The organism is Streptomyces sp. NPDC006516, from assembly GCF_040611875.1.
Lineage (GTDB): Bacteria > Actinomycetota > Actinomycetes > Streptomycetales > Streptomycetaceae > Streptomyces.
On record NZ_JBEXPD010000001.1, the window covers coordinates 890,595 to 911,705 of the forward strand.

At 72.1% G+C, this 21,111-nt stretch carries 18 protein-coding genes; 4 read left to right on the plus strand and 14 right to left on the minus strand.

All coding sequences use genetic code 11. The annotated features are described in order from the left end of the window. The first annotated feature begins 42 nt into the window (after positions 1–42). A complete protein-coding gene (locus ABZY45_RS03915) occupies positions 43–510 on the plus strand; it encodes an RDD family protein (protein WP_356735794.1) in 468 nt (155 codons plus the stop codon). A gap of 111 nt (positions 511–621) precedes the next feature. On the opposite strand, the gene ABZY45_RS03920 is transcribed toward ABZY45_RS03915, so the two are convergent. The 4 genes from ABZY45_RS03920 to lipB all read right to left on the minus strand — a co-directional run bounded on the left by ABZY45_RS03920 (position 622) and on the right by lipB (position 3,744). After that, positions 622–1,329 (minus strand): DUF4191 domain-containing protein, encoded by a 708-nt coding sequence (locus ABZY45_RS03920; protein WP_356735796.1) that lies wholly within the window; start codon positions 1,327–1,329, stop codon positions 622–624. A gap of 30 nt (positions 1,330–1,359) precedes the next feature. Then, positions 1,360–1,560, minus strand: coding sequence for a hypothetical protein (locus ABZY45_RS03925; protein ID WP_356735798.1), 201 nt, complete (start codon positions 1,558–1,560; stop codon positions 1,360–1,362). Between the two features lie 270 nt (positions 1,561–1,830). Continuing rightward, the gene (gene lipA, locus ABZY45_RS03930) at positions 1,831–2,799 is read right to left on the minus strand and encodes a lipoyl synthase (RefSeq protein ID WP_356735800.1); all 969 of its coding nucleotides are present in this window, start codon (positions 2,797–2,799) and stop codon (positions 1,831–1,833) included. Positions 2,800–2,931: 132 nt separating this feature from the next. Further along, positions 2,932–3,744: a lipoyl(octanoyl) transferase LipB gene (gene lipB / locus ABZY45_RS03935; protein ID WP_356735802.1), complete on the minus strand. Its 813-nt coding sequence runs from the start codon at positions 3,742–3,744 to the stop codon at positions 2,932–2,934. Positions 3,745–4,091: 347 nt separating this feature from the next. On the opposite strand from lipB, the gene ABZY45_RS03940 reads away from it, so the two are divergent. Further along, the gene (locus tag ABZY45_RS03940; protein WP_356735804.1) at positions 4,092–5,798 is read left to right on the plus strand and encodes a regulator; all 1,707 of its coding nucleotides are present in this window, start codon (positions 4,092–4,094) and stop codon (positions 5,796–5,798) included. A 3-nt stretch (positions 5,799–5,801) separates the two neighbouring features. Here ABZY45_RS03940 and ABZY45_RS03945 read toward each other — a convergent pair whose 3' ends face one another. Then, positions 5,802–7,115: an NAD(P)/FAD-dependent oxidoreductase gene (locus ABZY45_RS03945; RefSeq protein ID WP_356735806.1), complete on the minus strand. Its 1,314-nt coding sequence runs from the start codon at positions 7,113–7,115 to the stop codon at positions 5,802–5,804. A 177-nt stretch (positions 7,116–7,292) separates the two neighbouring features. After that, positions 7,293–8,192: a TIGR01777 family oxidoreductase gene (locus tag ABZY45_RS03950; protein ID WP_356735808.1), complete on the minus strand. Its 900-nt coding sequence runs from the start codon at positions 8,190–8,192 to the stop codon at positions 7,293–7,295. A gap of 62 nt (positions 8,193–8,254) precedes the next feature. Here ABZY45_RS03950 and ABZY45_RS03955 point away from each other — a divergent pair, with 62 nt between their 5' ends. After that, complete coding sequence (locus tag ABZY45_RS03955; RefSeq protein WP_356735810.1) at positions 8,255–8,782, plus strand: GNAT family N-acetyltransferase; 528 nt, start codon at positions 8,255–8,257, stop codon at positions 8,780–8,782. Positions 8,783–8,785: 3 nt separating this feature from the next. On the opposite strand, the gene ABZY45_RS03960 is transcribed toward ABZY45_RS03955, so the two are convergent. The 8 genes from ABZY45_RS03960 to ABZY45_RS03995 form a co-directional block, all read right to left on the minus strand. Further along, on the minus strand, positions 8,786–9,307 hold the full coding sequence (locus tag ABZY45_RS03960) for a DUF4240 domain-containing protein (protein WP_356736578.1): 522 nt from the start codon (positions 9,305–9,307) through the stop codon (positions 8,786–8,788). A gap of 83 nt (positions 9,308–9,390) precedes the next feature. Beyond that, positions 9,391–10,356, minus strand: coding sequence for a YafY family protein (locus tag ABZY45_RS03965; RefSeq protein ID WP_356735812.1), 966 nt, complete (start codon positions 10,354–10,356; stop codon positions 9,391–9,393). A 76-nt stretch (positions 10,357–10,432) separates the two neighbouring features. Then, positions 10,433–13,102: a pyruvate dehydrogenase (acetyl-transferring), homodimeric type gene (gene aceE / locus ABZY45_RS03970; RefSeq protein ID WP_356735814.1), complete on the minus strand. Its 2,670-nt coding sequence runs from the start codon at positions 13,100–13,102 to the stop codon at positions 10,433–10,435. A 267-nt stretch (positions 13,103–13,369) separates the two neighbouring features. Next, on the minus strand, positions 13,370–13,993 hold the full coding sequence (locus tag ABZY45_RS03975) for a GntR family transcriptional regulator (RefSeq protein WP_356735816.1): 624 nt from the start codon (positions 13,991–13,993) through the stop codon (positions 13,370–13,372). Between the two features lie 149 nt (positions 13,994–14,142). Next, positions 14,143–15,945 (minus strand): 2-oxoglutarate dehydrogenase, E2 component, dihydrolipoamide succinyltransferase, encoded by a 1,803-nt coding sequence (gene sucB / locus ABZY45_RS03980; protein ID WP_356735818.1) that lies wholly within the window; start codon positions 15,943–15,945, stop codon positions 14,143–14,145. Positions 15,946–16,001: 56 nt separating this feature from the next. Next, positions 16,002–17,390, minus strand: coding sequence for a dihydrolipoyl dehydrogenase (lpdA, locus tag ABZY45_RS03985; protein ID WP_356735820.1), 1,389 nt, complete (start codon positions 17,388–17,390; stop codon positions 16,002–16,004). 339 nt (positions 17,391–17,729) lie between these two features. Further along, positions 17,730–19,283, minus strand: coding sequence for a leucyl aminopeptidase (locus tag ABZY45_RS03990; protein WP_356735822.1), 1,554 nt, complete (start codon positions 19,281–19,283; stop codon positions 17,730–17,732). 183 nt (positions 19,284–19,466) lie between these two features. Continuing rightward, positions 19,467–20,249: an adenosylcobinamide-GDP ribazoletransferase gene (locus ABZY45_RS03995; protein ID WP_356735824.1), complete on the minus strand. Its 783-nt coding sequence runs from the start codon at positions 20,247–20,249 to the stop codon at positions 19,467–19,469. An 87-nt stretch (positions 20,250–20,336) separates the two neighbouring features. On the opposite strand from ABZY45_RS03995, the gene ABZY45_RS04000 reads away from it, so the two are divergent. Then, positions 20,337–21,110, plus strand: coding sequence for a hypothetical protein (locus tag ABZY45_RS04000; RefSeq protein ID WP_356735826.1), 774 nt, complete (start codon positions 20,337–20,339; stop codon positions 21,108–21,110). Position 21,111: the final 1 nt, after the last annotated feature.

The following is a 21,111-nucleotide window of genomic DNA, read 5'->3' on the forward strand; positions in this document are numbered from 1 at the left end:
CCGCCCGGCCAGGTGCAAACGCGGGCGCAGTACCGTGGACGGGTGGACAACAGGCAAGCAATCGGATCGTGGCTCTCGGGGCCGCGCGCGGCCGCCGAGGAAATGGGCGCCGACTTCGGTTACCGGGGCGAGCGCCTCGGTCTGCCCCAGGACGGCCCGGGCTCGATCGCCCCTCTCGGCCGGCGCTTCGGGGCCCTCTTCATCGACTGGGCGGTGTGCATGCTGATCGCATACGGGCTGCTCGCTGCCGGTGACCAGCAGGCGGCCGGGAACTGGGCGCTGGGCGTCTTCCTCGTCATGAGCCTGCTGACGGTCGGAACCGTCGGGTCCACACCGGGCAAGCGGATTCTCGGTCTGCGCGTCATCGCAGAGGACGGCACCCGGCTCGGCGTCGTGCGGGTCGCCCTCCGCAGTGTGCTGCTGCTCCTGGTGATCCCGGCGATCGTGTGGGACCGCGACGGCCGAGGCCTCCACGACCGGCTGGCCCGCGCCGTACAGGTCCGCATCTGAGCGGTCCGCCGCCGGGCTGCCGGACGGCGGGGCAGGACGCACGCACATACAGAGGAGAGCGGCCCCGGACGACGAACTCGTCCGGGGCCGCTCTCCTCTGTATGTGCTCGGTCAGCGCATCTTCCCGCCGCGCGGCATCCGCATGCCCTTCGGCATCGGGCCCTTCGGCAGCGGCATGTTGCTCATCAGGTCACCCATCGCCCGGAGCCGGTCGTTGGCGGCGGTCACCTGCGGGCCGGTCAGGACCCGCGGAAGCTTCAGCATGGTGGTGCGCACCTTCTTGAGCGGCACCTGCCCCTCGCCGTCGCCCACGATGATGTCGTGCACCGGTACGTCGACGACGATGCGGGCCATCCGCTTCTTCTCGGCCGCCAGCAGGCTCTTGACCCGGTTCGGGTTGCCCTCCGCCACCAGTACGATGCCGGCCTTGCCGACCGCTCGGTGGACGACGTCCTGGCTGCGGTTCATCGCGACCGCCGGGGTCGTGGTCCAGCCACGGCCCACCCGGTCCAGCACGGCCGCGGCGGCGCCCGGCTGTCCCTCCATCTGCCCGAAGGCCGCGCGCTCGGCACGCCGCCCGAAGATGATCGCCATCGCGAGGAAAGCCAGGACGAAGCCCAGGATGCCCGCGTAGACAGGGTGGCCGATCAGGAAACCGATCCCGAGGAGGACACCGAAGGTGATGATTCCCACGCCGGCGACCACAAGACCCACCTTGGGGTCGGTCCGCCTGGTCATCTTGTAGGTCAGGGCGATCTGCTTGAGCCGCCCCGCGTTCTCGGCGCTGTCCGCGCCTTCAGTGTTTGCCTTCCTCGCCATGTACAGAAGTTTACGTGGCGAAGGAGTGGCCTAGGAACGGAGGTCGGCCACAGCCCGGAGCACATGCTCCGCCTCGACCCGGTCCTTGGCCCTGCGGCGGTCCTCCAGGACCGCCGTCCAGGCGTTCTGGCGGGCGGTGCGCTGGCCGCTGCTCAGCAGCAGCGACTCGACGGCGCGGAGCGCCGTGGCGACGGTCGGGATGGCGCTGGCGCGAACCGGTGCGGCGTGCATGGTGGGTGTTCCCCCTCGGAGCGGATGCGCGCGCCCGGCGCGCACTGAGTAGCGGGAAGCAATGACGACGGCGACCACGGGAGCCACCGCGTATGTACCTAGGGTCACTGCTCGGTGTTACCAGTGCATGACCGGTCGGTCAAACACCAATGAAACCCTGATTTCGGCGTCGCGCACGCCGACGCGGCCCATACGGGCCCCCGACCTGCGGGAGCCGTAGGGGCCGCGTCGTCGCAGCTGTTACCGCTCAGTAGTGCCTTGTGCGCCGATTCACACGGCCGGTGCCGCCGTGGCCGCCGCTCCGCGCCGCTCGATCGCCTGCTGGAAGAGGCGGCCGGCGCGGTAGGAGGAACGCACCAGCGGGCCCGACATGACGCCCGAGTAACCGATCGCGTCGGCCTCGTCCTTCAGCTCCACGAACTCGTGCGGCTTCACCCAGCGCTCGACCGGGTGGTGGCGCACGGAGGGGCGGAGGTACTGCGTGATCGTGATGAGCTCGCAACCCGCGTCGTACAGGTCCTGAAGCGCCTCGCTGACTTCCTCGCGAGTCTCGCCCATGCCGAGGATCAGGTTGGACTTCGTCACCAGACCGGCCTCACGGGCCCGGGTGATGACCTCCAGGGAGCGCTCGTAACGGAAGCCGGGCCGGATCCGCTTGAAGATCCGCGGCACCGTCTCGACGTTGTGCGCGAGCACCTCGGGGCGCGAGGAGAAGACCTCGGCGAGCTGCTCGGGCTCCGCGTTGAAGTCGGGGATCAGCAGCTCGACCTTGGTCGCGCCGGCCTCCCGCCCGGCCGTCAGCGCGTGGATCTGGCGCACGGTCTCCGCGTACAGCCAGGCACCGCCGTCCTCCAGGTCGTCGCGGGCGACGCCGGTGATGGTGGCGTAGTTCAGGTCCATCGTGACGACGGACTCGCCCACGCGGCGCGGCTCGTCACGGTCCAGGGCCTCGGGCTTGCCCGTGTCGATCTGGCAGAAGTCACAGCGCCGTGTGCACTGGTCCCCGCCGATGAGGAAGGTGGCCTCGCGGTCCTCCCAGCATTCGAAAATGTTGGGGCAGCCGGCCTCCTGGCACACCGTGTGCAGACCCTCGCTCTTCACGAGCTTCTGCAGCTGGTTGTACTCGGGGCCCATCTTCGCCCGGGTTTTGATCCACTCGGGCTTGCGCTCGATGGGGGTCTGGCTGTTCCGGACCTCGAGGCGCAACATCTTGCGCCCGTCGGGTGCGACAGCGGACACTCCGGCACTCCCCTTTGCTTTCGCTGCATTGGAATCTTCGGCGAACACCAGGGTACGCCCGTCGTTAGAACGGTCTTACGTCTGCCCAACCTGTGGCCGACGGGGCCTATTCCCGTGGCCTCTACAGGCGTCTCAGGCCGGGGCTGCGGCGGTACCGGCGGTCCCGACCGGGCGGGGCGCGAGTTCCGCGTTCTCCAGGACGTCCCGCAGGTGCCTCTCGGCGACCGGGAGCACGTCGTCGATCGTGACCTCGCGGCCGAGTTCGTACGAGAGCGAGGTCACGCCCGCGTCCCGGATCCCGCACGGGACGATCCGGTCGAACGAGGTGTTGTCGGGGTTCACGTTCAGCGAGAAGCCGTGCATGGTCACGCCCTTGGCGACCCGGATGCCGATCGCGGCCAGTTTGCGGTCCTCGCGGCGCTGGCCCGCGTTGGACGGCGCGTACTCGGGGCCGTTCAGCCGGGGGTCGAACTCCTCGTCGTGCAGCCGGGGGTCGAAGTCCAGGGAGAGTCCGCCGAGCGAGGGCCGGTCCTCGACGGGGTCACCGAGCACCCAGACGCCGCTGCGGCCCTCGACCCGGCTGGTCTCCACGCCGAACTCGGCGGCCGTGCGGATCAGGGCGTCCTCCAGGCGGCGGACGTGGGCGACCACGTCCACCGGGCGGGGCAGCTTCAGGATCGGGTAGCCGATGAGCTGCCCGGGGCCGTGCCAGGTGATCTTCCCGCCGCGGTCCACGTCGATGACGGGGGTCCCGTCCAGCGGACGCTCGCTCTCGGTCGTGCGCCGCCCGGCCGTGTAGACGGAGGGGTGCTCGAGGAGAAGACACGTGTCGGGGACGGTGTCCTCGAACCGGGCGGCATGCACCTCGCGCTGCTTCTGCCAGGCCTCCTGGTAGTCGACCCGGTTCTCACCGAAGCCCAGACGGACGAACCGCAGCTCACTCACTCGGGTGCCTCCCTACTCGCGGTGACGGAAGGCCGGGGGGTGTCCCCGGAGCCACGTCACCTTGCACTGATGTGCGCCCTGAGCCACTGTACGACCGCTCCGAAGGACCAGGTCCGGCAGGTGACGTCAGGCCGCTCGCGCACCGGGCCCCAAGGTTGCGCGTACCGGATTCCGTCAGCGATCCGGAAATCCTCACACGATCGGATGAACGTGGAGCGAAGGCGGCTGGCGTCGCCGCCGGGGCGGTTAAGTTCGCGCCGTTCCATGACGGGCTCGCCCGCTCCCACTCGTGGGGGAGCCCGTAAGGGCTGCCCGCCCGGCGCCGAAGGCAGGAGACCTTACAGCTGATGTCGGAACGACCTCCGCAGCGAACCCCGAACCGGCGGCTCGCCGCGCTCATCGCGGAAGCCGGTTTCTCCCACGCGGGGCTGGCCCGCCGGGTGGACCAGCTCGGTCTCGAACACGGTCTCGACCTGCGATACGACAAGACCTCGGTGACCCGGTGGCTGCGCGGCCAGCAACCACGGGGCACCACCCCCGCGCTGATCGCCGAGGTCTTCACGCGACGGCTCGGACGCCGGCTCTCCGCCCAGGACCTGGGCCTGGACGCGTGCGCGCCCGTCTACGCCGGCCTGGAGTTCGCGGCCACGCCCGCGGAGGCCGTCGACATCGTCAGCGGGCTCTGGCGCAAGGACTCGGGCAGCCACGCGGAGCTGCGCAAGATCGCGTTCACCCCGGCCGGGCTGGTCGTGCCCAGCAGGGACTGGCTGATCGGGCGGGCCGACGAATGGGGCGGCCGGGGTGAGCCGCAGGACCGGGTCAACGGTGCGGGAGGTCTTCCCGCGCCCCGCACGCCCGCCGACGCCCACGGCCCCAGGGCGCCGCACGGCCTCCAGCGGGCCGGCGGAGGCCACGGCCACAGCAGCAACGGATCCGGCACCCTCCAGGGACAGGTGCCAGGACAGGCAGCGGGTCAGGCGCCCGGTTCCGCGGCCTCGCCCGCCGGCCCCGGCGCGGCGCACGGCCCCGGCATGCAGGGCGCCGTCCGGGCCGGTGGGACACGAGCGCCCGGGCCCTCGCGTCCGCCGGCGCCCGCCGCTGCGCCGCCCCTGGGTGTACCGCGTCAGCGGCAGACCGAGCGCGGCGCGGGCCAGCGCGTCGGCAGCGGTGACGTCGCGGCGCTCCGGTCCGTCGGCGAGCTGTTCCGGACGCTGGACAACACCTATGGCGGCGGTCATGCCCGGCAGGCACTCGTCCGCTATCTGGAACACGAGGCCGAACCCATGCTCCGGGGAACCTACGGCGAGACGGTCGGCCGCCGTCTGTTCTCCGCCGCCGCCGATCTGACCCGGCTGGCGGGCTGGACCTCGTACGACATCGCGGCGCACGGACTCGCCCAGCGCTACTTCGTCCAGGCGCTGCGGCTGGCCCAGGCCGCCGGGGACCGGGCGTACGGTGCCTTCGTCCTGATCACGATGAGCCGTCAGGCGGTCTATCTCGGGCACGGCAGGGAAGCCGTCCAGCTCGCCCGGGTGGCCCAGCAGGGCATCGGCTCGTCCGCGCCGCCCGTCGTCATGGCGTTGCTGCACTCCGTCGAGGCGCGCGGGCACGGTGTTCTCGGTGAGACCCGGGCCTGTGTCGCCGCCCTCGTACGGGCGGAACGCGCGCTCCAGGCCGCCCGGCCCGGGGACGACGTGCCGTACTGGGGCCGCTACTTCGACGAGGCCCAGCTCGCCGACGAGTTCGGCCACTGCCACCGCGATCTGCAGCAGTACCGCGTCGCCGCCCAGCACGCAGAGCGCTCGCTCCAGCTGCGCGCGCCGGCGTACGCCCGCAGCCGGCTGTTCTGCCGGGTGGTGCTCGCCTCGGCGCGGCTCGGGCTCGGCGAGCTCGACCAGGCCTGCCTGCTGGGTGCCGAGGCGGCCCAGCAGGCGGCCGAGATGCGGTCGGTGCGCGCGACGGAGTACGTACGCGACTTCGAGCGCCGCCTGGAGCCCTACCGGGACGCCGTCGCCGTGCGGGGGTACCGCGACCGGGTGGCTGCCCTGGGCTGACCCCTACGCCGCCGCGGGCAGCGCGGGCCCGTCGCCGTGGCGCGGGCCCACCCCCAGGTCGTCGAGGATCGCCGAGGCCGCGCGCCTGCCGGAGCGCAGGGCGCCCTGGACGGTGCTGGTGTCGCGGTGGTCGCCGCACACGTACAGCCCGGCCAGCAGGCGGACCGGCCGACGCGGATCGTGCGGGGGCGGCATCGCGGGGACGGCCTCCGGGTCGTGACGGGCGGCCAGCAGCTCCCAGTCGTGCGTGGGCGTGCCGTACAGCGTGGCGAGGTGGGCGCGGACCGTCCTGTCCAGGTCCGCCGGTGGCGGCCCGAGCACCGTGGAGGTGATCAGGGTACGGCCGGCCGGTGCGCGCGAGGGATCGACCGCGCTCATCACCGCCGTGTGCGAGACAGGCCCCGAGCGGTCCGCGTCCAGCAGCAGCCGCGTCCCCGTCCGCGGGGCCTGCGGAGCCGTGTGGTGCAGGACCGTCACCGGGTGGAAGCCGGGCATCCGCAGCCCCGGCAGGAGTTCGGCGGCAGCTCCCGCCCCGGTGGCCAGCAGCAGCGAACGGCAGCTCAGCTCGCCGTGCTCCTTGGTGCGTACGGAGGTGATGTCCGCGGCCGTCACATGCACCCCGGTGCGCACGGTCCCGGGCGGCAGGGCGTCCGCCAGCAGCCCGGGCAGCGCCGCGGAACCGCCCGAGGGCACGCAGAGCCGGCCGCGGGCGTAGTCGCGCAGGGCGAGCTCGGCGCACCGGCTCGACGTGGTGAGCCCGGGGTCGCCGAGCAGCGCCGAGAGCAGGGGGCGCAGGAAGCCGCTCACGGTCCTGGGGGAGAGCCCGCGCCCGGCCAGGGCCGCGAGCGCCGCTCGCTCGGGGCGGGCCGCGACGCGGGACTCCGGAGCCGTCGCGAGACGGGTCAGCCACGCGCCGAGCCTGGCCTGTTCGATCGCCCCGCCCAGGGGCGCGTGAGGGGCGCTCGATCGGGAGCGCACGGCCCGAAGTGCGCCCCGCGCGCTCCGTACGTCCCCGGCGCGGTACCGCCGCCCCCCACTGTGGACGAGCACCCCGGGGGCGAAGTCCCGTAGGACCAGCCCGCCGAACGCCGGAGTGGTGTCCAGTTCCGCGTACGCGGAACAGAGCACCGGGCCCAGATGGTCGAGCCGGAACCCGTCCACGTCATAGGTCGCCATCCGGCCGCCCACCTGTGGGGCGGCCTCCAGGACTGTGACGTTCACTCCCGCGCTGACGAGCTGGTGCGCGGCCGACAGGCCGGCGATCCCGGCCCCGATGACGACCACATCCGCGTGGTCAGCTGTGTGTGCCCCGATCACGTGCCCCTCCCGAGTCGGTGCGACTGGTGGGGAGCTACTGCCCCCGACGGGCCCCCGGAAAGCCCGAGTTCGGGTCGAGGCTAGGACCTTGGCCGAGTCCGGCGCAGTCGCACGCACCCAGGGCACCGGTGCACGGGGTCGCACGGTCGCCCGCCCGGCGCCTCTCGGGGCACGCCGTCAGCGCAGTGCGGCCCGGATGGCGTCGTCGATCCCGGGGAAGGCGAACGTGAAGCCCGAGTCCAGAAGTTGGCCGGGTAGCACCCGCTGACTGCCCAGTACGTCCCCGGCGAACTCCCCGAGCGCGAGCCGCAGCGCGGGTGCCGGGACGGCGAACAGGGTCGGCCGCCGCAGCGCCCGGCCCATCGCGGCCGTCACCTCCGCGTTGGTGACGGGGGAGGGGGCGGTGAGGTTCACCGGACCGGAAAGCGTCTCGGTGTCCAGGATGTGCCGCAGCGCCGCGATGTGGTCGTGCAGCGCGATGTGGCTCCAGTACTGCCGGCCGTTGCCGATGCGCCCGCCGAGCCCGGCCCTGAAAAGTGGGAAGAGCCGCCCCCAGGCCCCGCCCTCCCGTGAGACGACCAGACCGGTCCGCGCGTGGACCGTCCGGACGCCCGCCTCCTCGGCCGGGGCCGTGGCCTCCTCCCAGTCCACGCACACCGACGGCAGGAAGCCCTCGCCGGGCGGCGCGCCCTCGTCGACCGCGCGGTCGCCGGTGTCCCCGTAGTAGCCGATGGCGGACCCGGAGAGCAGCACCTTGGGAGGGGTGTCGAGGGAGGCCATGGCCTCGGCGACCGCGGCGGTGCCCAGCACCCGGCTGTCGCGGATCTCGCGCTTGTACTCCTGGGTCCAGCGGTGGTCCCCGACCCCCGCGCCCGCGAGGTGGACGACCGCGTCGCAGCCGACCAGGCCGGCCGCGTCGACGTACTGGCGCTTCGGGTCCCACTCCACCTCGTCACCCGTGGCGGCCGGGCGGCGCACGAGGCGGACCACCTCGTGCCCGTCGGCGCGCAGCGAGCGCACGAGTGCGGCTCCGATGAGTCCGGTCGACCCGGTGACGGCGATACGGGAACGCAGCATGGCGTCCATCCTGCCCCCATGCGCCTTCAGCCACACGGGACACGCGTGGCACAGTGGCGCGCATGTCCGCGCCGCAGATCCGATCCCTCCTCCCCGTCCGGCTCGCAGTGCCACAGGACGAAGCCGCCCTAGGCGAGCTCGACCGGGCCACCTGGTCGACCCTGCACGCCGTGCAGCCGCGTCCGATGCCGCCCTACGAGCCCTTCTTCGACGCACGGCACCGGCCCGAGGAGTTCCTGCTGGCCGAGGCCGTCACCGGCTCCGACGGGACGCACATCGCCGGCTACATCAGGCTGGCCCGGCCGACCCCGCTCGCCTGCAACGCCCATGTACGGCAGATACAGGGCCTCGCCGTCGCCGACTGGGCCCGGCGCCACGGGGTCGCGCGCGCCCTGCTGCGCGCCGCGTACGCCGAGGCCCTGCGGCAGGGCGCCGCGCGGATCACCCTGCGCGTGCTCGGACACAACGCACCCGCCCGGGCGCTCTACGCGGCGGAGGGCTTCACCGTCGAGGGTGTGCTGCCGGGGGAGTTCTTCCTCGGCGGGCGGTACGTCGACGACGTCCTGATGGGCCGTTCCCTGGCGGACTGAGCCTCAGACCGGCCCGAAGCGCTCCCAGAGCGCAGGGAACCGCTCCGCCAGCGCGGCGTCGTCGTCGAAGGAGAGAGGCGTACCCGCCGGATCGGCGGCCTGCGGAGGCAGCCCCAGATCGGGGGCGACCACCCCGGTGAGCTGCTCGTAGGCCTCGTCGGCGGCGTAGCCGAGCTCCTCGCCGTCGCCGTCCAGTTCGTCGTCGAAGTCGTCGAGGAGCTCGGCGAGGGCGTCCGGATCGTGCACCGCGCCCTCGAAGACCTCGCGCCCCTGCGCGATCAGCCAGCAGCGGAAGTAGTCGAACGCGTCGTCGCTCGCCCCGCCCAGCAGCACGGCCGCCGCGCCCCACAGGTCCCAGCGGTAGGCGCGGTTGTAGCGGGCCTCGAAGTGCCGCCCGAAGTCCAGCACGGAGTCGGGGTCGAGCCGCACCAGCCGGTCGACGAGCAGATCGGCGTGGTCCTCGGGGTCGCCCTCGGCGGCCTCGCGGGTGCTGTCGATGATCTCCCAGAACTCCGTCTCGTCCATCACGGGTCCAGCATCGGCCCCGACGCGGGGCGACGCACGCTCAGACACCGAAATGAGGCCTTCGGCGTCATTTACCGGCCACTTCAGCGATAGAGGTCGCGCAGTCGTTCGGCGGTACCGGCAAAACGTTCGCGCAGGGACGCGGGTGCGAGGACCTCCACCTCCGGTCCGAGCGCGAGCAGCTGGGCGTACGCCACCTCCTCGGACTCGACCGGCAGCACGACCGTGCGCCGGCCGTCCCGGTCCGGGGCCGCCGCCCCGGCCAGCACCTCGTCGGCGGCGGCCCGGTCCACGGCGTGCGGCAGCTGCCGCCAGCCCGCCTCGGAGAGCCGTACGGTCACCTCGCCCCGCAGGATCGACCGGGCGAACTGCGCGGCGCGCTCGGTCCAGAAACGCGGCAGGTCGAAGTCCTCGTCCCGCACGAAGCGTTCCTCCGACACGGCGACGGCGGTGAACCGGTCGATCCGGTACACCCGGAAGTCGTCCCCGGCCCGGGCGCACAGATACCAGACGCCCGCCTTGAGCACGAGACCGTACGGGGACAGCTCACGCTCCACCTCGCCCGACGGCCGGCGGTAACGGGCCCGCACCGTCCGGTCGTCCCAGACGGCCTCCGCGACGGCGGGCAGCAACTCGGGGGTGACCGGTTCCTGGTACCAGCCGGGGGCGTCCAGGTGGAAGCGCTGGGCGGCGGTGTCGGAGGCGTCCCGCAGTGAGGGGAGCAGGGCGGCCGAGACCTTCAGCCGGGCGGCCGAGGCCGCGTCGTCGAGCCCCATCTCGCGCAGCGCGGAGGGCAGCCCGGACAGGAAGAGGGCCTCGGCCTCGTGGCGGGCCAGCCCGGTCAGCCGGGTCCGGTAGCCGCCCACGAGGCGGTAGCCGCCGGTCCTGCCCCGGTCGGCGTACACGGGCACGCCCGCCTCGGAGAGCGCCTGGGCGTCCCGGGTCACGGTGCGCTCCGACACCTCCAGCTCCCGCGCCAGCTCGGCGGCGGTCATGACGGGCCGGGACTGAAGGAGCAGCACCATCTTGATGAGCCGGGCAGCACGCATGGAACCCATTGTGGGGGCGCCCGGTGACAACGGCGGGGGCGGGTACCGGGCGGCCCGGTACCCGCCCCCGCGTGCGTCACATCCCGTACTTCTCCCGGGCCTCCTTGACCTTCGAGGCCGGGATCTCGCCGCGGCGCGCCAGCTGCGCCAGCGCGGCGACCGTGACGGACTGCGGGTCGACACCGAAGTGCCGGCGGGCGCCCTCGCGGGTGTCGGAGAGGCCGAAGCCGTCCGTGCCGAGCGAGGACCAGTCCTGCTCCACCCACTGGCTGATCTGGTCCGGGACCGCGCGCATCCAGTCGCTGACCGCGAGGACCGGGCCGGGGGCGCCGGAGAGCGCCTGCGTCACGTACGGCACGCGCTCCTCACCGCGGAGCAGCGCCTCGTCGGACTCCAGCGCGTCGCGGCGCAGCTCGCCCCACGAGGTGGCGGACCAGACGTCGGCCGTGACGCCCCAGTCGGCGGCGAGCAGCTCCTGGGCCTCCAGGGCCCAGTGGATCGCCGTACCCGAACCGATGAGCTGGAGCCGCGGCGCGTCCGCCGTGGCGGGCGTGCCCTCCTTGAAGCGGTACAGGCCCTTGACGATGCCCTCCTCGACGCCTTCCGGCATCGCGGGCTGCTGCTTGGGCTCGTTGTAGACCGTCAGGTAGTAGAAGACGTTCTCGGCCTCGGGGCCGTACATCCGGCGCAGACCGTCCTTGACGATCACCGCGATCTCGTACGCGAACGCCGGGTCGTAGTTGAGCGACGCGGGGTTCGTGGACGCGATCAGGTGCGAGTGGCCGTCGGCGTGCTGGAGGCCCTCACCCGTCAGGGTCGTACGGCCGGCGGTGGCACCGACGATGAAGCCCTTGCCGAGCTGGTCGGCGAGCTGCCACATCTGGTCGCCGGTCCGCTGCCAGCCGAACATCGAGTAGAAGATGTAGAACGGGATCATCGTCTCGCCGTGCGTCGCGTACGACGAAGCGGCGGCGATGAAGTCGGCCATGGCGCCGGCCTCGGTGATCCCCTCGTTGAGGATCTGGCCGTCCTTGGCCTCCTTGTAGTACATCAGCTGGTCGCGGTCGACCGGCTCGTACGTCTGGCCGAGCGGCGAGTAGATGCCGGCCGAGGGGAACAGTGACTCCATACCGAAGGTACGGGCCTCGTCCGGGACGATCGGAACCCAGCGCCTGCCGGTCTCCTTGTCCCGCATCAGGTCCTTCACCAGGCGGACGAACGCCATGGTGGTCGCCATCTCCTGCTTGCCGGACCCCTTGTACAGGGCCTTGAAGGCGCGCTCCTCGGGCTCGGGCAGCGCCACGGCGTGCACCCGGCGGGCGGGGGCAGGGCCGCCGAGGGCGGCACGGCGTTCCTGGAGGTAGCGGACCTCGGGGGAGTCGGCGCCCGGGTGGCCGTAGGGGACCAGCCCGTCCTCGAAGGCGCTGTCCGGGATCGGGAGGCCGAGCAGCTCGCGCATGCTCTTGAACTCGTCGATCGACAGCTTCTTCATCTGGTGGTTGGCGTTCTTGGACTCGAAGCCCTTGCCGAGCGTGTAGCCCTTGACCGTCTGGGCCAGGATCACGGTCGGCGCGCCCTTGTGCTCCAGGGCGGCGCGGTAGGCCGCGTACACCTTGCGGGCCTCGTGGCCGCCGCGGGAGCTGTAGAAACACTCGGCGATCTTCGCGTCGCTCAGGAGTTTCGCCAGCTCGGCGAGCGCGGGCTCGGCGCCGAAGAAGTGCTCGCGGATGTAGGCCACGTCGCGCGTCGCGTACGTCTGGAACTGCGCGTCCGGGACCTGGCGCAGGCGGCGGATCAGCGCGCCCGTGGTGTCCAGCTGGAAGAGCTCGTCCCACGCGCTGCCCCAGAGCGTCTTGACGACGTTCCAGCCGGCACCGCGGAAGGCGCCCTCCAGCTCCTGGACCACGCGGAAGTTGGCGCGGACCGGCCCGTCGAGGCGCTGGAGGTTGCAGTTGATGACGAAGGTCAGGTTGTCGAGCTGCTCACGGGCCGCGAGGGCGAGGGCGGCGGTCGACTCGGGCTCGTCCATCTCGCCGTCGCCCAGGAAGGCCCAGACGTGCGAGTTCGACGTGTCCTTGATCTTGCGGTTGGTCAGGTAGCGGTTGAAGCGCGCCTGGTAGATCGCCGAGAGCGGGCCGAGGCCCATCGACACCGTGGGGAACTCCCACAGCCAGGGCAGCCGCCGCGGGTGCGGGTAGGAGGGCAGGCCGTCGCCACCCGACTCCTGGCGGAAGTTGTCGAGCTGCTGCTCGGAGAGGCGGCCGTCGAGGAAGGCGCGGGCGTAGATGCCGGGCGAGGCGTGGCCCTGGATGTAGAGCTGGTCGCCGGAGCCGTCACCTTCCTTGCCGCGGAAGAAGTGGTTGAAGCCGGTCTCGTACAGCCACGCCGCCGAGGCGAACGTGGCGATGTGACCGCCGACGCCGTACCGGGCGCCGCGGGTCACCATCGCGGCCGCGTTCCAGCGGTTCCACGCGGTGATCTTCGATTCCATCTCCAGGTCGCCGTCGAACGCGGGCTCGGCGGAGGTGGGGATGGTGTTGACGTAATCGGTCTCCAGCAGCTTGGGCAGCGCGATGCCGGCGCCCTCCGCGTGCTGGAGCGAACGCCGCATGAGGTACGCGGCACGGTGCGGGCCCGCGGCCTTCGTGACGGCGTCCAGGGAGGCCGCCCACTCGGCGGTCTCCTCGGGGTCGCGGTCCGGGAGCTGGTCGAGCTCGCTCGGAAGCTTTGCTACGGGGTCGGTCATGATCGCCGCCTTCCGGAGTGGGAGGGGGTGGAGAAGGCCCTGACTGGCAGGACAGGGCGATCGGGCCGGTGGGCCCGCTGATGAACTGTAAGTCGCCGATCGATGATCGATCAAAGGGTGAAGGGGAAAACTTCTCGATATGAAGAAAAGTGGCATGCGGTGCCGCGAAAGGGGGCACGGAGTGACGGGATCAACGGGGCGAATCGGGCGCTGACCTGCACGAAGGAGCACCGCGCGACGCAGATGGGCAGTGCGCCCGAACCGTGTTCAGGCGCGCGGCGCGCACCCCAGGACGTGCTGCTTCACCAGCACGGAGATCTGCGGGTCGTGTCGCTGGAACGCCTCGATGAGCGCCTCGTGCTCCTCCGCGTAGGACTTCTGCACCGTCCCCAGCCAGCGGATGGACAGAGCCGTGAACACCTCGATGCCCAGCCCCTCCCAGGTGTGCAGCAGCACGGCGTTCCCGGCGGCCCGCACCATCTCCCGGTGGAAGGCCACGGTGTGCCGCACCTGGGCCTCGCCGTCGGCCAGCCGGTCCGCCTCGTACAGGGCGGCCACGTGCGGGGTGAGCGCCGAGCAGTCCTCCGCGAGTGACGGGGCCGCCAGTTCCGCCGCGATCTGCTCCAGGCCGGCCCGCACGGGGTAGCTCTCCTCCAGGTCGGCCGCGGTGAGATTGCGCACCCGTACGCCCTTGTTGGGGGCCGACTCGATCAGCCGCAGGGTCTCCAGCTCGCGCAGCGCCTCACGCACCGGCGTCTGGCTGACCTCCAGCTCGGTGGCGATACGCCGCTCCACGATCCGCTCGCCCGGCTTCCAGCGCCCGCTGACTATCCCTTCCACGATGTGCTCGCGGATCTGTTCGCGCAGCGAGTGGACGACGGGCGGGGTCATGAGGTGCTCCTTCGGGGGCGAACCGGTGCTGCCGGGGCCGACACGGCGGCCGGAGGTGACCGGTGGTGTCTAGACAATACGGCGGCGCCCCCGCCCGGAGGTGTTCCGGACGGGGGCGCCGCTGGTGAGGCTGGTTACAGCTGTACTGCTCAGAGACCGAGCTCGACCTCGAACTCGCCCGCCTCGAGGATCGCCTTGACCGTGGTCAGGTAACGGGCGGCGTCCGCGCCGTCCACCAGACGGTGGTCGTAGGAGAGCGAGAGGTAGGTCATGTCACGGACGCCGATGACGGTGCCCTCGGCGGTCTCGATGACCGCCGGGCGCTTGACCGTGGCACCGATGCCCAGGATGGCCGCCTGGTTCGGCGGCACGATGACCGTGTCGAACAGCGCACCGCGCGAGCCGGTGTTGCTGACCGTGAAGGTGGCACCGGACATGTCGTCCGGGGTGAGGCCGCCACCGCGGGCCTTGCCGGCCAGCTCCGCGGTCTTCTTCGCGATACCGGCGATGTTCAGGTCGCCCGCACCCTTGATGACCGGGGTCATCAGACCCTTCTCGGCGTCCACGGCGATGCCGATGTTCTCCGAGTCGAAGTACGTGATGGTGCCCTCGTCCTCGTTGATCCGGGCGTTGATGACCGGGTGGGCCTTCAGCGCCTGGGCCGCCGCCTTCACGAAGAACGGCATCGGGGACAGCTTGACGCCCTCACGGGCGGCGAAGGACTCCTTCGCCTGGTTGCGCAGCTTCATCAGCTTGGTGATGTCGACCTCGAGGACCGAGGTCAGCTGGGCCTGCGAGTGCAGCGCCTTCATCATGTTGTCGCCGATGACCTTGCGCATGCGGGTCATCTTGACCGTCTGACCGCGCAGCGGCGACGCCTCGACCTTCGGCGCGGCCTTGGCCGCGGGAGCGGCGGCGGCCGGAGCCGGAGCGGCCGCGGCGGCCTTGGCGGCCTCCGCGGCGGCCACCACGTCCTGTTTGCGGATACGGCCGCCGACGCCGGTGCCCTTGACCGAGCCCAGGTCGACGCCGTTCTCGGCGGCGAGCTTGCGGACCAGCGGCGTGACGTAGGCGCCGTCGTCACCGGCGGGCGCGGCCGGAGCGGCCTGAGCCGGAGCGGCGGCGGCCGGAGCCGGGGCGGCGGGAGCCGGTGCCGGAGCGGCCTGGGCCGGAGCGGCGGCCGGAGCCGGGGCCGGGGCAGCCGGGGCCGGGGCGGCGGGAGCCGGTGCGGGAGCGGCCTGGGCCGGAGCCGGAGCGGCCTCTGCCGGAGCCGGGGCGGCGGCGGGAGCCGGAGCGGCCTCCGCCGGAGCGGCGGCCGGGGCGGCACCGGGAGCACCGATGACGGCGAGCTTGGCGCCCACCTCGGCGGTCTCGTCCTCACCGACGACGATCTCCAGCAGCACGCCGGAGACCGGGGCGGGGATCTCGGTGTCGACCTTGTCCGTGGAGACCTCGAGCAGGGGCTCGTCCTCCGTGACCTCCTCGCCGACCTCCTTCAGCCAGCGGGTGACGGTGCCCTCGGTGACGCTCTCGCCGAGCGCCGGAAGGGTGACGTCGGTACCGGACGCACCACCGGCCGGAGCGGCGGCGGGTGCCTCCTGGGCGGGTGCCTCCTGGGCCGGAGCCTCGGCGGCGGGGGCCGGGGCCTCCTCGGCCGGAGCCGGAGCGGCCTCCGGCTCGGCGGCCGGAGCCTCGGCGGCGGCGGGCGCGCCCGAACCGTCGTCGATGACGGCCAGCTCGGCGCCGACCTCGACGGTCTCGTCCTCGGCGACCTTGATGGACGACAGGACGCCGGAGGCGGGCGCCGGAATCTCGGTGTCGACCTTGTCGGTCGAGACCTCGAGCAGCGGCTCGTCGGCCTCGACGCGCTCGCCCTCGGCCTTCAGCCAACGGGTGACAGTGCCCTCGGTGACGCTCTCGCCGAGCGCCGGAAGGGTTACGGAAACCGACATGGTTTCAGTTGCTCCTTACGAAAGTGCGGAAGTGGTCGGTCGTCCCCGGGACTGGATCAGTCGTGGGAGTGGAGAGGCTTGCCCGCCAGGGCCAGGTGGGCTTCGCCCATGGCCTCGTTCTGCGTCGGGTGGGCGTGGATGAGCTGCGCGACCTCGGCCGGCAGCGCCTCCCAGTTGTAGATCAGCTGCGCTTCACCGACCTGCTCGCCCATACGGTCACCGACCATGTGGACGCCGACCACGGCACCGTCCTTGACCTGGACGAGCTTGATCTCGCCCGCGGTCTTCAGGATCTTGCTCTTACCGTTGCCCGCGAGGTTGTACTTGAGCGCGACGACCTTGTCCGCACCGTAGATCTCCTTGGCCTTGGCCTCGGTGATGCCGACGGAGGCGACCTCGGGGTGGCAGTACGTCACCTTCGGCACGCCGTCGTAGTCGACCGGGACGGTCTTGAGACCGGCCAGGCGCTCGGCCACCAGGATGCCCTCGGCGAAGCCGACGTGGGCGAGCTGGAGGGTCGGGACGAGGTCACCGACGGCAGAGATCGTCGGGACATTGGTCTGCATGTACTCGTCGACGAGGACGTAGCCGCGGTCCATCGCGACACCCGCCTCCTCGTAGCCAAGACCCTGCGAGACCGGACCGCGGCCGATCGCGACCAGCAGCAGCTCCGCCTCGAAGGTCTTGCCGTCGGCGAGGGTCACGCGCACGCCGTCCTGCGTGTACTCGGCCTTGTCGAAGAAGGTGCCGAGGTTGAACTTGATGCCGCGCTTGCGGAAGGCGCGCTCAAGAAGCTTGGAGCTGTTCTCGTCCTCGACGGGGACCAGGTGCTTCAGGCCCTCGACGATGGTGACGTCGGTGCCGAAGGACTTCCACGCCGACGCGAACTCGACGCCGATGACACCGCCGCCCAGGACGATCGCGGACTTCGGCACACGGTCGAGCTTCAGCGCGTGGTCCGAGGAGATGATGCGGTTGCCGTCGATCTCCAGGCCGGGCAGCGACTTCGGCACGGAGCCGGTCGCCAGCAGCACGTGGCGTCCCTGGACACGCTGGCCGTTGACGTCCACCGAGGTGGGGGACGAGAGCCGGCCCTCGCCCTCGATGTAGTGCACCTTGCGCGAGGCGACAAGACCCTGCAGACCCTTGTACAGGCCCGAGATCACGTCGTCCTTGTACTTGTGGACGGCCGCCATGTCGATGCCCTCGAAGGTGGCCTTCACGCCGAACTGCTCGGCCTCACGGGCCTGGTCGGCGATCTCGCCGGCGTGCAGCAGCGCCTTCGTGGGGATGCAGCCGTTGTGCAGGCAGGTGCCGCCGACCTTGCCCTTTTCGATCAGTGCGACGTCCAGGCCCAGCTGAGCTCCGCGCAGGGCCGCGGCGTAACCGCCGCTACCACCGCCGAGGATCACTAGGTCGAAAACGGTGCTGGCGTCGTTCGCCACGTCACGTCCTCCATGCATGTGCGCCGTACGCCGGGCCCCGTCGCTGGGGTGTGACCGGCCGGTCGGCTGGTGTTCGGCCGCTTGCGATATTCGGCCCTGTGGTGGGGGCCCTGTCCTGCCGAGAACCCATCTTCGCACTTGTTGCGGGCGGACGGGACGCGGGCCCCTGCTCCGAGCCCGACGAAGATCGGGCCCGGACGGTTACCGAGGCGTACGGATTTCCGGAGAAACCGGTCAGAGCCACTGAGGTGAACGCCCACGGCCCCGGACGTATGCCCGGGGCCGTGTGTGACACGCGAGATCCGCGCGCGCAGTCCGCGAGGACGCCGGTGCCGGACGTCAGCCCAGGTCGCCGGCCGCGGTGCGCTCGGCCAGCCGCACCAGGGTGCGGACCGAGGAGCCCGTGCCGCCCTTGGGCGTGTAGCCGTACGGCGCGCCCTCGTGGAAGGCCGGGCCGGCGATGTCCAGGTGCGCCCAGGCGATGCCCTCGCCCACGAACTCCTTGAGGAACAGACCGGCCACCAGGCCGCCGCCCATCCGCTCGCCCATGTTGGCGATGTCGGCGGTCGGGGAGTCCATGCCCTTGCGCAGGTCGGCGGGGAGCGGCATCGGCCACGAGGCCTCGCCGACCTCCTCCGCGATCTCGTGGATCGACGTACGGAACGCGTCGTCGTTGGCCATCACACCGAAGGTGCGGTTGCCCAGCGCCAGGACCATCGCGCCCGTCAGGGTCGCCACGTCCACGATCGCGTCCGGCTTCTCCTCGGAGGCGCGGGTCAGCGCGTCCGCCAGGACCAGCCGGCCCTCGGCGTCGGTGTTGAGGACCTCGACGGTCTTGCCGCTGTACATGTGCAGCACGTCGCCCGGGCGGGTGGCGTTGCCGGACGGCATGTTCTCGGCGAGTGCCAGCCAGCCGGTGACGTTGACCCGGAGGCCGAGGCGGGAGGCCGCGACGACGGCGGCGAACACGGCGGCGGCGCCGCTCATGTCGCACTTCATCGTCTCGTTGTGCCCGGCCGGCTTGAGCGAGATGCCGCCCGAGTCGTAGGTGATGCCCTTGCCCACCAGGGCGAGCGTCTTCTCCGCCTTGGGGTGGGTGTAGGCCAGCCTGACCAGGCGCGGGCCGTGGGTGGAGCCCTGGCCGACGCCGAGCAGGCCGCCGTATCCGCCCTTGGCGAGCGCCTTCTCGTCGAGGACCTGCACCTTGATGCCGTGCTCCTTGCCGGCGGCGGTGGCCACGGCGGCGAAGGACTCGGGGTACAGGTCGTTCGGCGGGGTGTTGATCAGGTCGCGGGCCCGGTTGATCTCCTCGGTGACCGCCACGGCGCGCTCGGCAGCGGCCTTGAACGCCTTGTCACGCGGCTTGGCACCGAGCAGGGTGACCTCGGCGAGCGGCAGCTTCGCGTCGCTCCCCGCGGACTTCTTCGGCGCGAGCCGGTTCTCGCCGCCCTGGTAGGCGGTGAAGGCGTACGCGCCCAGGAGCGCGCCCTCCGCGATCGCGCCGGCGTCCTCGGCGGACTCCGTCGGCAGCGCGAAGCCGGCCTTCTTCGAACCCTTCAGCGCACGGGCGGCGCTGCCCGCGGCCCGGCGCAGTGCCTCGGCGTCGTACGCGGCGTCCTTCGCGGGGACCGGACCGAGACCGACCGCGAGGACGACCGGTGCCTTGAGGCCCGACGGCGCGGGGAGCTTGGTCACTTCGCCCTCGGCACCGGAGGCGCCCAGGGTCTCCAGGACGGTGGCGAGCTTTCCGTCGAACGCCTTGTCCACTGCTTCGGCGCCCGGTGCCACGACCAGGCCCCCAGACTTGGACCCAGCGGCCTTGGCGACGCCGACGACCAGTGCGTCGGCGCGCAGCGTCGCCGCACCTGAGGTGCTGAGAGTGAGAGCTGTCACGGTGGTGAAATCTCGCTTCCGTTGAGTTGTGTGCCGGCCTGTGCCGGTCGAGGGGTGGCCGACCGGGCCCGGCGCATCGTAGACGGCGCCGCGATGTGCCGGGAATGAGCCTACGCGCGCCCATGCGTCCGGCTGACGGGGGCGGGCCGTCCGGGTGCCGGGCGCGCGTGAACGGGACGGTCCTCAGCCCAGTGACAGGGCCACCAGGGCCGCTGTCGCCGCTGTCTCCTCCAGTGCCCCGAAAACGTCGCCCGTCACCCCGCCGAATCGACGCACGCAGTGACCCAGCATCAGCTGCGCCGCCACGAGGCCCGCCGAAGCGGCGAGGGCGTGGTGCAGAGCGGCACCGTATCCGCCCAGCAGCGCGCCCGCACCCGCGCAGCACACGACGACCGCGCAGCAGACGGCGAGCGCACGCAGGGGCGGCACGGTACCGGCGACCGCCGCGCCGAGGCCTTCCGGCCGGGCGGGCGGGACACCCCGCCGCGAGGCCAGCGTGAGCGCGAGCCGGGCGGTGACGGCGGCGGCGACCGTGCCCAGCGCACCGTCGGCCCAGCCCCGGCCGTAGAGCTCGGACAGCGCCGCGGTCTGGGCGAGCAGGACGAGGACCAGGGTGATCACACCGAACGGCCCGATGTCCGACCGCTTCATGATCCGCAGCGCGTCCTCGGCCGGCTTCGCGCTGCCGAGCCCGTCGGCGGTGTCGGCGAGCCCGTCCAGGTGCAGCCCTCGTGTCAGCGCTGCGGGAAGCGCGGCGGAGGCGACCGCCGCCATCAGCGGACCCGACCCGCCGAGCAGGAGCAGCACTCCCGCCACGGCGGCGAGGAGACCCACGGCCAGCCCGGCGAGCGGGGCGCACAGCATGCCCGCGCGTGCCGCACCGCGGTCCCAGCGGGAGACGCGGACGGGCAGCGCCGTCAGGGTGCCGAAGGCGAAACGTATGCCGTGGAGGCTCAGGGAGGTCACGGCGCGCAGGCTAACCGGTGCGCGCGCACGCTAGATTGTGCAAAGTGGCCCAAAAGCCTCATGTGATGACAATCGGGCGGAGGTGGCATGGGTCACTGGTTCCAGAGCAACATCGTCGAGCCGGGCAAGCTCCCGCTGCTGATCGCCCTGAGCGCCTTCGTGCTGACCTTCGCCATCACCCGGATGATCACCCGGCTGATCAGGGCCGGGAAGGGGCCGTTCCGCAACATCACGCCCGGCGGAGTGCACGTGCACCACGTGGTGCCGGGCGTGGTGCTCACGGTCGTCGGCGGCTTCGGCGCGGTCGCCAGCGGTCAGCGTGGAGTCGCCGCCTCGGTCTTCGCCGTGGTCTTCGGCGTCGGGGCCGGCCTCGTACTCGACGAGTTCGCCCTGATCCTGCACCTCGACGACGTGTACTGGACGGAGGAGGGCCGTCAGAGCGTGGAGGTCGTGGTCCTCACGGCCTCGCTCGTCCTGCTGGTGCTCGGCGGCTTCTCGCCGTTCGGCGTGGACGAACTGAGCGGAGAGCAGCAGCAGAACCGGCTGACGGTCGTCCTGACCTACGTCCTCAACTTCGCCTTCGTGCTGATCGCCCTGTTCAAGGGCAAGGCCCGGATGGCGGTGATCGGCACCCTCGTCCCTTTCGTCGCGCTGGTCGGCGCGCTCCGGCTGGCCCGGCCCGCCTCGCTGTGGGCGAAGCGCTTCTACCGCCGCCGCCACCGCGCCCGTGCCAGGGCGGTGCTGAGGGCCTATCACCACGACGTGCGCTGGGCGGGCCCGCGACGCCGCTTCCAGGACCTCATCGGCGGGGCACCGGACCGCACCCCGCTGCCGGGTCCCCGCCCCGGCAGCGGCCCCTGAG